Raw genomic sequence first — 13768 nt, 5'->3', positions numbered from 1 at the left:
AACATTATTTCGTCTTTGCCGAAACGACACCGGACCACTTACCAATATTTTTTCCTTTTTTACTGACAGCGCAAATCTTAAAATAATATCTCTTAGATTTTTTCAATTTCTTAATGGTCTTTTTGGCGCTTGTCACCTTGATAACCTTCGTTCCCTTTACGGCTTTGAGTTTTCCGTTCTTTATCTTTGACAGTTTCTTTTTACTTGTACTGTACGCAATACGATAGGTCACATTTTTCTGACTCTTCCAGCGAAGTGATAATGCCTTTTTCAGCTTCTTCACCTTGATCTTCGTAACCTTCTTCGGAGCTTTAGCAGTTTGTTTTGTGCCCGGATTTTTCCCGGCATTATTTATGCTGCCACCGTTATTACCGGTATTATTGTTTCCAGTATTTCCAGTGTTATTTCCGGTATTGTTTCCAGTATTACTGCCACTATTATTTCCACCGTTGTTATCATCTTCTTTCGGCGGATTCAAAATTGCTTCATCCTCATCGACCGGATCAGCTGCAGGCTCTCCGTCTGTCACCACCGGATCAACTTTTTCATAAGAAACCTGATCCATATCAAATGACTGATCCCTGTACTCCTTACCAACAGTCATGCTGTCATCCGTATTGCTGACAGGTACCAATGTGTAACGATAGTCATACACTTTATTGTTTTTCACCAGGTATGGATCCAACGTATCAAATCCACAAGACGCATTACCTGTTCCGCTAACTGCAGCATCGACAGTGACAAACGTTTTGGTAAGTGGCTTTAACTCGTTAACATGTTTTGCTTTGTCGAGCTGCTCCGTCATAAAATGCAAAGCAGATGCATTGACATCCTCACTGCCACAGATCAACATTCCGGTTCCATTTGTTTCATTGTCAAGACGGATCCATTTCACACCTGTCAGATTCCCACAATCTTGAGGTTTTGCAAATGGATAGAACATCTTATTAACCGTAGAAGTATATGCTCCTACCCTCGTATAAGTCTGTCTGTCACAGTAACTTTCATCATCACCATTTCCATACCAAGAGACATTTTCTGTCCCTTTCGCAAGCGACAATCGTGTTCCAACTTTAATAAACTTTTTGACTTTTGTTTTCGTAAAGTCGAGTTTCATACGTACCGTTACCGCCCCAGTATCTTCGATCAAATAACTCATTTCTATCGTTCCCGGAGTCTTTGTTTTGCTGTCCAACAGATAGGAAGAATTCCATTTCGTGGTGAGCATATAATTACCATCTGCACTCTTTCCCACCGTTGGTTCCCCATCTAATGTCAGATAATTCATCATATCCTTGAAATGAGAAGAATCATTGTCAAGCTTTGCTCTGGAAATATTAGGCTTCGGACCTTCTTTCATGAGCAATTGGTCTTTGTAATAATAGGACTCCAGCAATCCCGTATCTAAATTCAACTTGAACCGGAAATCTTTGCCGGATACTACATAATAATGACTCTGCTTCTTGATCTGCACATTCTTTCCATTCAAAGTATGTGCCACTTTTGTACTTTTAGCATCAATGTTGAATTGCGCATATGCAACTTCGTAACCTGCCTTCGCCCAGTCTGAATCTTCTTTTGTCTTTACATGAATATTAAGATAATAATCTGCACCAGACTTAAGCTGTTCCGGCATCACATAAGGAACCGTGATCTTTTTCTCCTCTTTCGGAAGAACTTCATCATTCAGTGTTCCCTGTGAAATGATCCGGTCATTTTCCTGCAATTCCCATGTCACATCATACTCGGACAATTTTGCAGAAATACTTTCGTTGCTTACCGTTAATTCATTATTTGTCAACTTATCCTGATCGGATTTAAACCAAAAGCTCTGGTATTGATATTTCACTTCCTTCAACTCCGGCTGTGGGTCGCGATCTGCAGACACAAGACCATTTTGGCAGAAGTTTTCGTCTCCACCGGTGTCGCCCCAGTCACCACCGTATCCCAGGAAGTATCCATCTAACTGATTCAAACCGCTCTGATGAGCATCTTTACTGCTATAATAATTCCAATCTTTTTCTCCGATCTTGACTTTTCTGGACTGATCTACCCAATCCCAAATAAAGCCTCCAAGCATACTATCATATTTGCGGATAACATCCCAATAATCGCTTAAATTGCCGACCGCATTACCCATTGCATGATCATACTCATTCAGCAAGAACGGCATTTGACTCTTACTTGTACCATAACCGATAATGCTGTCCGGTGTATAATACATATGACTTATCATATCAATTGCCGTAGAGCCTTTGTCTCCACCACTCATACCTTCATAGTGAAGCATTCTGCTATCGTCGCGATCCTTAAAATACTGCACCATATGTGCAAATGCGCCGTTAGCATAATTACCATCTCTTTGTGTCCATCCTTGAGAGCTTTCGTTACCAATAGACCAAAACAAGTTGCTTGTCGTATTCTTAAATCTTTCGTACGAAGCAGTCTGTCTTGTCATTGCAGCCTTTTCAAGTGTTGCTATTGCATCCTCATCTGTGATCAATGCATGCGATTCATTATTCGATTCGCACATTAGATACAGTCCATATTTATCGCATAGATAATACATATAATCATCATTTGGATAATGCGATGTACGGATTGCATTGATATTATTCTGTTTCATCAACATAATATCTTTTTCATACACCTTTTTGGAAATATATTTGCCGGTTTCCGGATCGGTATCATGTCGATTCACGCCTTTAATAAGAAGTCGTTTCCCATTTAATTTAACGGTATCATAATGGTCGGTTGCATTGTTATACTTTCCATCATTTGTCACTTTTGTCGATGTAAAAGTCAACTTACGAAATCCTACATTTTGACTCACACTTTCGTAATGAAGTTTGGAGCTTTTATCATACAAAGATAATACCATTGTATACAGGTTTGGATGATCACTGTCCCAAAGTTTTGGATCTGTAATCTGCATCTGCAGTGACGTCTCTGTCTGTTTACCGGATGCGATTGCTGCAATATCTTCCTGCGTTGTAGCACATAAATTTCCCTGATCATCATACAAATTAAGCTGCGCGGCCATGTTCGATGATTCTGTTGCAGAATCATTAATCGTCTGCATTTTCACTTTAAGATCAGCTGTAGAATAATCGTCTGACAAATCTGTCGCTAATGTATAGTCCTGTACATGCACTGTAGGTGTACTTGTCAAATATACATCGCGGAAGATTCCGCCATCATAGATCATGTCTTGATCTTCCATCCATGTTCCATCGCAGAACTTATATACCTTTACGGCAAGTACATTCTCCTTACCCGGATCATTCAATGCATCTGTAATATCAAATGTGTGTGGATCATAACTATCCTCACTATAACCGATTTCCTTTCCATTAATATATAGATAATATGCCGACTCTACTCCACCTAAAGTAATATAAACCTTTCCATTCTTTTGCAGCATAGAATCTTTCACCGTGAAAGTTTTACGATAAAGACCCACGGGATTTTTCTTCGTTGGTGCCAATGGAAACTCTGTACTTTCTTCAAATGGCATCGCTGAATTCGTATAGATTGAGTGATCGAATTCATAGCTTGTCCAGCTGGCCGGAAGAGTGACCTTTTCCCAGCCATCTTTCGCATCCATCTTATAGTTCGTATTTTGGAATGCACCGGCTGCTTCTGCTTTTGCCGGATTATCAAATACGGTCAGATCCCAGTCCTGTCCCTCTCCGGTAAGTAACTGGTAATACGACGACTTGTCTCTTGCATAATCTTTGGCACCGGCATATGCAGATGCAATATCTGCATACGGAACCAAATTAGAACTATCCGGCAATGTATTCACCGAAGTAATATCTAAATTATTATCCTCTCCTGTCCATTCTCTGCCGATAAGAGATTTTCTCGTAATCTTAGCTGCCGTAGAATCCGGCAGTTTTCCGTAATCAAATGCCTCACTCTTAAACTCTGTATCCGCCGCCTTTGCCTTATGTGGTAATGCAATCGACAATTGTGTCGGTAAACTGCTAAGCATCAGCGATATTGCAAGTACACCAGTGCCTATTCGCTTTCCCCATATTTTTTTCATCCTAATCCTCCATTCTGACATACATCATCTTATATATCTGCAAACGCCCGACTAAATAGCCGGGCTTGTTTGCAATTTATTTCTATTTTCGTGTTACACTATACTACCTTGATCGTTACCTTCGCTTGTTTCTTTCCAATCTTAATTTTCAGAACACTTTTGCCTTTCTTAACACCTTTTACTTTAATCGTACAAGTCTTTTTCCCTAAGGTTTTCTTCAGTACTTTAGCCTTGTTTTTTCCAGATAATTTTACACTCTTGATCTTATCTGTTGTTTTCGTATTTTTGAGTGCTGTTGTCAGCTTAAATGTTACTTTCTTGGTTTTTCCTTTTTTGATCACAACTGTTTTTTTCGTTGCTTTGATCTTCTTTACAACATTTGCTTTATTTGTTTTTTTAGAAATTGGAATAACCTTTTTGCTGTTGGTGTCAGGTGTTGCCGTTGGTGTTGCTGTATTCCCAGGTGTCGGTGCAGGTGTTTCTTGTGGTGTTGTCGGAACCGGAGTCGGTGTAACATCAACAATTGGTACTACCGGAGCTGCCTTCACCTCATCGGATGCGCTATATGCATAGCATGCCTTAAAGTTTACATGAATCTTCTTTACATTTGCGATGTCTTCCTGCTTTGCCTCTCCCAGTTGGAATACAAGCTGGATAGACGCCGCACTAATATCAGCACTTGAAATCGTCTTTCCAATTCCATCGGTCTCACTAGCAAAATCAAGTATTGCTTCATAAGTACCACTCTGGTCAATGGTTACCCCTGTTGGCTTACCAGATGCCCATCCTCCGATACCTGTTGCCCAAGTAAGCGGATATGCTTTATCCAGATCATAATTTGTAATGTCAAACACTACTTTTACTTTCGCAGTATCATCCGGTAACTGTGCATCGTCCAAAATATTTTTTTCTCCATCAAATTTTGAAAATAATTTAACCCAATGCTTTCCATTGTCTTTTTCATAGCTGCTTAACTCCTCTTCGTCAGATACCCTCGCCAGATCAAAACTGGTTTCGTGAACTGTTCCATCCTCACTCTGTGCAAACGGAAGCTGTGTTTCTGACGCATGCACAGTCTTTACCACAGTAGCTGCCGGTATCGTCAGTGCTACAGCAAGCAGACCTGCCAAAATCATTTTGTGTGTTTTTTGTAATCTCATATTTTTTCCTCCTTTTAGCGGCTGAATTTTTTATAACCGCTTTTCTTTAATTTTTTCAGGTTCGCTCTTCGCACTGCTGCAGTCGAACCTTTTAATTTAATTTTGTGTTTACATCCTTTGTACGCATTCTGGGACACCTTTGTTAATTTTCCTTTTACAACAAATGTCTTGAGCTTTTTCGCTTTTTGGAATGCATACTTTCCTATCTCTTTCACATTTTTTCCAAGAGTAACTTTGGAAGCCTTAATGCCCTGACACGCCTTCGTTCCAATTGCCGTAACACGATATTGATATGCTCCAATCATGATCTTGTCCGGTATAACCAAAGCAGCCGCTTTTTTGTACTTTTTGTTCAAACCGGACAACTTAACAGTTCCGGCTTTTTTCATTGTTGCCGCCTTAGTCACTTGATAAACTCCAATATTCTTATTGACCTTCGTTCCCTTTTTCGGGCTGTTCGGACGATCCGCCTTCGGCGTTTGCTGCGGAGCTGCTGTAGGTTTTACGGTTGGCTGCACAGACGGTGTCTGTGTCGGTTTAACGTTTGGACGTTTCGTTGGCTGAACATCCGATTCTTTTTGTGCATGTTTAGCGCCTAAGATGCCAACCATATCTACCGCCATTGTTCCATCTAATACCTCTACAGTTACTACATGCTTTCCATAAACAAGATCTGTTACTGCAACTGTCATATTCATATTAGCTGATTTTTGTGTTTCTTGTTTCGCCTGCTGATTTCCATCGACGGTCATCTGCACAGTACAGGTCTTTTTCATCTCTCCTAAGATTTCTAATCCTGTTCCGGTAAAGGTATACGTAAGAGTTGCTCCATTGTCCGTATTTTTGGACACACTTCGCTGATATACATACATTCCCTGACCGTTCGTGTGCAGCCATTTGTCATTGTATTCAAGTTTTGTGTTTTTCTGTGCGGACAGATCATATTGTTCCATATTATCTAACATCTCTGTATAATACGGTACATAACCGTCCAGCTTTTTGACCTCCAGATTGTCAAACTGTGTATATGCATTGGAACTTCCTAACGCTATTCGTCCTGCAGTGATAGGCTGTTCATCTGTATAACTGCCAACCAGCGTATAATTGACATATGCGTTAATCGTATTGCCTTTTCCTTCCAGCGTGATCGTATTCCACTGATTTGCTCCTGCATCAAACTGTGTTTTGGCATCACAGGTACCGGTCACAACTTTTTTGGCTTTACGATACAATTCCCATTTACCATCCGGATATAATTTGAATGTGTAACCGCTTGCAGATGTAATATTATGAGAACCACCCATTTCTCGTATTGCTACAGCCGCATAATTTTTAACATCTTCCCGTTCAAATAAGACATCCACAGAGGCTTTGTAATTTGTCCAGCGGAGATCTCCAATCAAGGTTACCGGAGCACCGGAATTCCAGCTGCCACCCACACCGGTCTCTATAAAATCTGTCTGCTGACGCAGTACATGGTCACCAGACTGTGTCTTATATACTTCAAAGGCACCATTCATGGTATGCGTATAACGTGCCATTGCACCGGTATCACCACCGCGAGACTGGATATAGTCCTCCGTCTCACCGGTAAAACCACCTTTGCCATCAAGCACCGGAACCGTCTTCCCAGCATACTCAAAATCATCTGCATACAGATAATCGCTGTCGACATCCTGTTTACTTCCGGTACGATCCGTATCCAATACCGTTCTTTCACCTTCGACAGGAAGAGCCTTTGTATGCTCTTCATCTCCTGCAACTTGCAGCGTAGTAACTGTCACGGCAGAATAAGGATTAACCTTTACCGTATAGACTCCATTATCATCTGCCTTCGTTGTACCGATGCATTTCATATAATTTTCATTAAAAGCACCGTCATCTGCCGCACGTGTTTCCCATATTTCCAAATTCTGATCGTCAGCAAGCTTCATATCCTTGGTTTGAATCTTATATTCCATTGGATATTCACTATCATTAACGATCATTGTCGAGAAATTATCCTTGGCAGGAGATGCCAGTGTCATATAATTCTCTCCACCGTTACGTCCATTTACCGGATTCGTTCCCTCCGCAGTACATTTACTTGCCTGCGGTACAGCACGCCAGATTCCCGCTGTATTATCCTCATTTTCCCATCCGGTTACCGCGAATTTGCTTATATGTGCAAGCATGAGTAATCCGGCATCATAGTGGATCCAGCCTGACCACGGATCACGCGCACTCACTAATTCCTTGAAAGAAAACTGTGCGCCCTCATAAAATGATCCAATTGCCGGCTGATAGATTACATGTGATCTTCTGGACTGTACAAAACCTTTGATAAATGTATTTGCCATTTCCAGCGCACTGCCGGTTCCTCCAAGACCTGTTCCTTCTGTCGTTGGATCTTTTACATTATTAGCAGGGCGAAATGCTGAATTAGAAAATGTAGCCTGTGCCTCACTATTCCAAACCTCTTTATCTTTGGTCTGTGCAAGCCATTTCATTCCGCCATTGGAATCATCCCAAGGACTGTAATGGTATCCAACAACGTCTACCGAATTATAAAAATCACTGTCCGATTTCATGGACTCCACAACGCTATCAGACGCTGTTCCGGCTTCATCCGAAACAACTAATTTAATCTTATGATACAATGCAAGTGCTTTCTCATCCGGAATCGTTTCTTTGGTTTCTGCCGCGATCCATTTTGCAAATTTTTTGGTAAACGCTACATCACTGTCCACATCCCATTTTTCATTGATATTTGGATTAATATAATCGACCATATAACCGTACTTTTCGTACGCGTCTAAAATTGTCTCTTTATACCATTGATAAATCTTTTCATCCGTTCCTGCCCACACCGGAGCTTCCCAGCGCAATATACTCACTTTGATTTTAGGATTGATCTTCCTAGCATCAGCAGCTAACTGCCATCCCGGATTGCGCAACACATTTGCCTTCTCTTTTTCTGTTCTCTTCGTGCAAGATTCCGGTCCTGTTGATGTGTTACGATCATTTCCCATTTCCAATTTTACATGATTCATGATCGGATAATTGCCACCAAACAAATACTGCATAAGCTCCGCATATGCCTTTGGCTGCTCTGCCTTATAATCCATAAGCAGATCACTGGTAGAATTACCGCTAAGCATACCAAAGCCTTTATAGGTAAGACCATTCACATTATTTACGGCGATATCATTTCCATCCAAAACAACATTGCCCATTTTCGTTTCGGGCTGTGAAACATCCTGTTTCCCCGTTTCAGACTTCGCAGCCGCATAAGCTTTCTGCGTCGATGCACTGATTGACTGCACTGGCAATCCATTCATCGTAAGTGCGCATGCCAAAACAATGGCACCTATTCGGTTTCCCCATTTTTTTCTCATACCTTGCTCCTTCCGTATAAAATGTTATACTTACTACTCACAAGGTATTATAATTGTCATCCTTAATTCTTTACAATCTGAAATATTTTGCAAACCCTTAAAATATTAGTACATAGGTGGTGCTTACTACATACTTTTTATCCTTTGTTATTCTCTCTTGTATCGTTCAAACATACCTTTTTATCCTATGTGCTTATGACTATTTCTATATTCTCTCGGAGAGATTCCCTCATATTTTTTGAACACAATTCCAAAATAATTAGCATCCTTATACCCGACCCTCTTTCCAATTTGTGCGATTGGTGCATTTGTGTCCAGTAATGCAACTTTTGCACTGCTAATACGTTTCATCGCCAAATACTCCATCGGTCTCATGCCAATTTTGTCATGGAATACCCGACAAAAATGCTGGGTAGATATCCCACAAACAGATGCCAACGTCTGCAAACTAATATCATCTCTATAATTCTTTTCCATATACATTATGGCATTATCAACCACTGTTCCTGTGCGATTTTCCTGTTGTACGATCAATAATTTATGCATAAGCAAAATGTATTGATAAACTAACATTGAGCAGTGTCCTGCACCATCTCCCGGTTCTCTTGCAGCAGCCGCAATCTGCTCATAAAGCTTTTTGACTTCTGTAATATCATTGATCGTTTTTACAACATAACGTCCAAACCCTAAGCGTGCCATCATAGCATCCAAAGAATCTCCACGAAAAACCACCCAGTATGTCCTCCAGTCACCATCAATTGGATAATATGTATGCGGCTCACCGGAAGCCACATAAAAAATACTGCCTTTACCGGCTGTGTATTCCTTATCACCAACAATTATTTTTCCTTTGCCCGACATTGTAAATAATATTTGATGAGATATTAATCCTTCCTCTCGATGCGTGTGAAATTCCGGATCTGATATCCCTATTCCGGTCAAATAAACCGGATAACATTCCTGTATTCCAATAACCGGGTAATTCGCCTGAAACATAATAACCTTCTCCTCTCCTATTCATCTGCTTTCATTGTCATTTATTTTTCTCTGAGAGTTATCATTATTATACATGAATAAGTATATATTTGCACCGACAAAAAAATCCTATCTTCCCTTTTATCAGGCAATTATATGCCACCATTCTAATACGAATGGAAAAGGAAAAATAGGATTTTTGATTTTAATTTATGATACACTACATTTTGTAATACGATGTTTCAGCAAAACCCATGGATCATATAATACACATAAAAGCTTGTTTAAATTATGCTTCCTCACCATGATCGCTGTCAGCCAGCGCAGCTGTGATGATTGCCATCGAATATACCTCTGATGCATTGCAACCACGTGACAGATCATTAACCGGTGCATTCAGTCCAAGCAAAATCGGACCATACGCATCAAAATTACCCATACGCTGTGCAATCTTATAACCGATATTTCCGGCACTGATATCTGGGAAAATAAAGGTATTCGCATGACCGGCTACTGTAGACTCCGGACACTTCGTGCGTGCCACACGAGGAGATACTGCTGCATCAAACTGAAGCTCTCCATCGATTGGGAGATCCGGATACTTCTCCTTGGTCTTCTGTGCTGCATTTCGCATCTTATCTACTGCCTCGCCCTTACCGGATCCGTGTGTGGAATAGCTAAGGAATGCTATCTTAGGATCTACATCAAAGATACGGGCACATTTCGCTGTTTCTCCTGCGATCTCGACCAGATCGTCTTCCGTAGGATTAATATTGATCGCACAATCGCCCATAGCAAGCACTTCATTATCACCGGTAGCACTTGGACGAACAAGAATAAAACAGGAAGAAACCAGATTATTTCCAGGTTTTGTCTTGATCAACTGCAAAGCAGGACGAACAGTATCTGCTGTTGAATATGTTGCACCACCAAGCAGTGCATCTGCAAATCCCATCTTTACCAACATTGTTCCAAAATAGTTAGCCTGCTTCAGTACTTCTCTTGCCTGATCCGGTGTGACACCTTTCTTCTTACGAAGCTCACAATATAACTCCACCATTTCATCTATCTTGTCAAACTTCTCCGGATCAATGATCTCTGCACCGCGAATATTAAATCCACTTTCCTCTGCAGCGTCCGCGATACGTTTCTCATCACCGATCAAAATAGGGTGCAGGAAATAGCTTGCAAGTAATCGTGAAGATGCCTCCAAAATACGTGGATCTTCACCCTCTGTAAATACGATCTTCTTAGGATTCTTCTTTAAGATTCCTATTAACTGTCCAAAACCGAACACATCATCATCTCCATTCTTTCGTTTCACTTAATAATATTATAATGGGAGAATTTCTCATAACTCCTTAAATTCACCATGCCCATTGTCTAACATTATGAGGGCGATGTCAAGGGATTTTCTCAAACAATTTTGATCTTTATTTGAGACTTTTTATTATTATACGTGTATACATAAATACGCACTGTCCCTCGTCTTTTTGCCTTGATTTTTCCGGCACTATTTACCGTTGCTATCCTCTTATTGGATGACACAAAACGCAGTTTATAACTCGCACTCCCCTTGCTTAATATTGTCCTTGTCTGTAATGCTTTTCCTTTTTTTATTTTTGCCTTTTGAGCGGTAATCTTTATTTTCTTAGGCGCCTTTTTTACTGTGACACGTATGGTCTTTTTCTTGCCGTCTACCGTCTGAATAACGATTTTGGCCGTCCCTCTTTTACACCCTTTAACCACGCCATTATTCGTTACCTTGGCAACTTTCGTATTTGAGCTGGTCCACTTAACTGCTGCCTGCACCGAACCGCCGGTAACAGTCACCGGAAGAGTGATCTTCTCACCTTTTCCGATCGTATATTTGGCTTTCGCCTTAATCTTGGTCTGATAACGGCCACCGGCATTTGGTGAAACCGTCCATTTCGGCTGTTCTGTCGCATCCGAAGGTGCTGCTGTCGATGTCGGTGTGCTTGACGTCGATGGTTTTGCTGTCGGTGCCGGCGCGCTTGACATCGATGGTTTTGCTGTCGGTGTCGGTGTGCTTGATGTCGATGGTTTTGTTGTCGGCAGCACCGCAGGTGCTACCGTAGGTGTTGCTGTAGGCGTTAGTGTTGCCACCGGTTCGTCAGCAGGGTTGCCAAATACTTTGATGCAGGCATTATTCAGATCATATTGCACACCATCTACAGATATCGCCGTATTGTCATACCACTTAGCATCTTCCGCGAAATAAGTATAACTCTGTCCCGCTGAGGCACTATAACAGTGTCCATTCTGCGGATCATTTTGTCCCTCTAGCGGAACGCAGGCAGAATCATCTACGGTCGCATATGTAATAACTACCGAAAACTTCTCGCCATCTGCAACGCGAACCTCTTTCGGAAGCTGTACCGTATGATAGCCTGTTTTGGCAAAGTTGCCACTCACACTCGCTTCTTTGATCTGCGTTCCGTTGGTTGGATCTTTCCCTGATACAGAACGATAAATATCTACTGTATATGGCTGATCCTCCTGTACCGTATAAAAAGCAACTGCCTGTAACTGCTGTGATCCATCTGCTGTAAACACATTGGCCGTCTTCACTTCTTCTGGTGAACGAAGCGAATTGTTCCAACCATTGCCATCATATTGAAAGATGGTCTGGTAGGTATCTGCCGAAACACCTTCAAATGTGTAATATTCACAAAGTGATGGATCATAATAGGATACCCAGAAATACCCATTTTCATCTTTGGAGTAATTGGTACCGTAGCTATTTGCAATCAGCCACGCCCCAGATTCCGGAGCGTCCTCACGAAAATCATTAAAATCATCATCCCAACCGACAATTGTGACACAATGATTCGCCTGATCAGGTCCCACCATGTAAGCATAACTGGCGTACACACCATTCGTCTCTTTGTAATATCGATTGGACGGATTATAATACAACGCCACATCCATTGCCCCATGCGTCAATATTGCTTCCTTGATCTCATTTCTTGATGTGATATCGCTTGCCAGATATGGATCATAACATTCGGAGTCTGTCAACTGGATCAACGACTGTGTACGCAGCGAGGAGGCCGCATTTTTCATGACAGATGCCATATTAGAAGCCGTATCAAAGGGAGCCTCACTCTCTGCCACAGCTCCCCATTTGTTTGCTAAGACAGCCTGTGCAACATCTGCATTTCCACCTTTATTATAACTTGCTCTATCAGAAACATAGTCACGCGACATATGATCACCATACAATGGACTGGTCGTATCATCCAGGGCATGATAGGCGTACCATGCCAAGTGATTTTCAGACAGATCCGCAGTATCTTTGGTTAAGATCCCCTTCATCAGACAATCAGATTCCAACGCTTTTAATGCTCCAAACGCCCAACAGGCACCTGTATCCTGCTGATTGCGTATTGGCGTTTCCTGCTCTGTTCCACGCGGATCATAGCTCACTGGAAGTGCCATGGAGCGTTTATTCTTAGCCGCAGCAGACGATGTATACCTAGATAACGTGTTGCCTGTATCATCCTGCAGCGAATAGGAAATATGGCCCGCCGTATTTTCCTTGTATACTTTATGATATAGCTCTGCTTGATTGGCCGATTCGATTATATCTGCTACAGAGCTCTGTGCGGTGTCAGCTGTCATCGCATCTGCCGCCTGGCGATCCCAATTCCCCACCCCAGGCACAGCAAGCGCAATTGCTACTAACACCGCAATTCTTTGTTTCTTTTTCATATGCCACCTTCCTTCCATTCTGATCACATACGTAATTTCATAATAATTGCGCATGATATAATGAGCACTGCGTGCTCATTATATCATGCAAACACGAAAACTATCCCTTATTACTTCTATTATAACATGAAAATCTGTTTAAATTATGTCTCTTCTCATTTTTGGACCCATTTCGCATTCTTGTAACCATATTTATTTTACATAGGCAAATGATTATTTTACTAAAACTTCCCATACCGAAAGTTACTATAAGAACCACATATTGCTTATTATGTCGATGGGCTAATTATATTTTGCAGCCGCTATATATATGAGTCCTGCCATCAAGAAACTATAGCAATTGCTTTGCCGCAATTAGTTTTCAGTTGATAGGAAATTGCTGTTATGTAGCGTGACATCGCCAAGAATTGCTTTAGCAATTCTTGTAGAGCAAAACGCTGGTTTTGCTCTTTTCACAGTGATTTCTAAAT

Annotated in this window: 6 protein-coding genes; all 6 read right to left on the bottom strand. The window is 41.3% G+C overall.

Translation table 11 applies throughout. The features are described 5' to 3' along the window. Positions 1 to 4: 4 nt before the first annotated feature. Complete coding sequence (locus ACSAJE_RS12355; RefSeq protein WP_458009241.1) at positions 5 to 4051, bottom strand: glycoside hydrolase family 2 TIM barrel-domain containing protein; 4047 nt, start codon at positions 4049 to 4051, stop codon at positions 5 to 7. A gap of 98 nt (positions 4052 to 4149) precedes the next feature. Then, positions 4150 to 5211 carry a hypothetical protein gene (locus ACSAJE_RS12350; protein ID WP_458009240.1) on the bottom strand — a complete coding sequence of 354 codons (1062 nt, stop codon included), beginning with the start codon at positions 5209 to 5211 and terminating at the stop codon, positions 4150 to 4152. A gap of 14 nt (positions 5212 to 5225) precedes the next feature. Continuing rightward, positions 5226 to 8588 carry a family 16 glycoside hydrolase gene (locus ACSAJE_RS12345; RefSeq protein ID WP_458009239.1) on the bottom strand — a complete coding sequence of 1121 codons (3363 nt, stop codon included), beginning with the start codon at positions 8586 to 8588 and terminating at the stop codon, positions 5226 to 5228. 180 nt (positions 8589 to 8768) lie between these two features. Next, positions 8769 to 9584 carry a helix-turn-helix domain-containing protein gene (locus ACSAJE_RS12340; RefSeq protein ID WP_458009238.1) on the bottom strand — a complete coding sequence of 272 codons (816 nt, stop codon included), beginning with the start codon at positions 9582 to 9584 and terminating at the stop codon, positions 8769 to 8771. A gap of 268 nt (positions 9585 to 9852) precedes the next feature. After that, on the bottom strand, positions 9853 to 10860 hold the full coding sequence (gene pta, locus ACSAJE_RS12335) for a phosphate acetyltransferase (protein WP_118691253.1): 1008 nt from the start codon (positions 10858 to 10860) through the stop codon (positions 9853 to 9855). Between the two features lie 119 nt (positions 10861 to 10979). Beyond that, the gene (locus tag ACSAJE_RS12330; RefSeq protein WP_458009237.1) at positions 10980 to 13298 is read right to left on the bottom strand and encodes a lectin like domain-containing protein; all 2319 of its coding nucleotides are present in this window, start codon (positions 13296 to 13298) and stop codon (positions 10980 to 10982) included. Positions 13299 to 13768 lie beyond the last annotated feature (470 nt).

Source organism: Jutongia sp. SJQ-6, from assembly GCF_054161275.1.
Note: the sequence above shows the minus strand (reverse complement) of the source record. Positions and strands in the feature narration are given on the sequence as shown.

Bases quoted from the DNA above. Each gene is read 5' to 3' on its own strand.
- ACSAJE_RS12355 (WP_458009241.1), bottom strand. From the start codon at position 4,051: ATGAAAAAAATATGGGGAAAGCGAATAGGCACTGGTGTACTTGCAATA.
- ACSAJE_RS12340 (WP_458009238.1), bottom strand. From the start codon at position 9,584: ATGTTTCAGGCGAATTACCCGGTTATTGGAATACAGGAATGTTATCCG.
- ACSAJE_RS12350 (WP_458009240.1), bottom strand. From the start codon at position 5,211: ATGAGATTACAAAAAACACACAAAATGATTTTGGCAGGTCTGCTTGCT.
- ACSAJE_RS12330 (WP_458009237.1), bottom strand. From the start codon at position 13,298: ATGAAAAAGAAACAAAGAATTGCGGTGTTAGTAGCAATTGCGCTTGCT.
- ACSAJE_RS12345 (WP_458009239.1), bottom strand. From the start codon at position 8,588: ATGAGAAAAAAATGGGGAAACCGAATAGGTGCCATTGTTTTGGCATGC.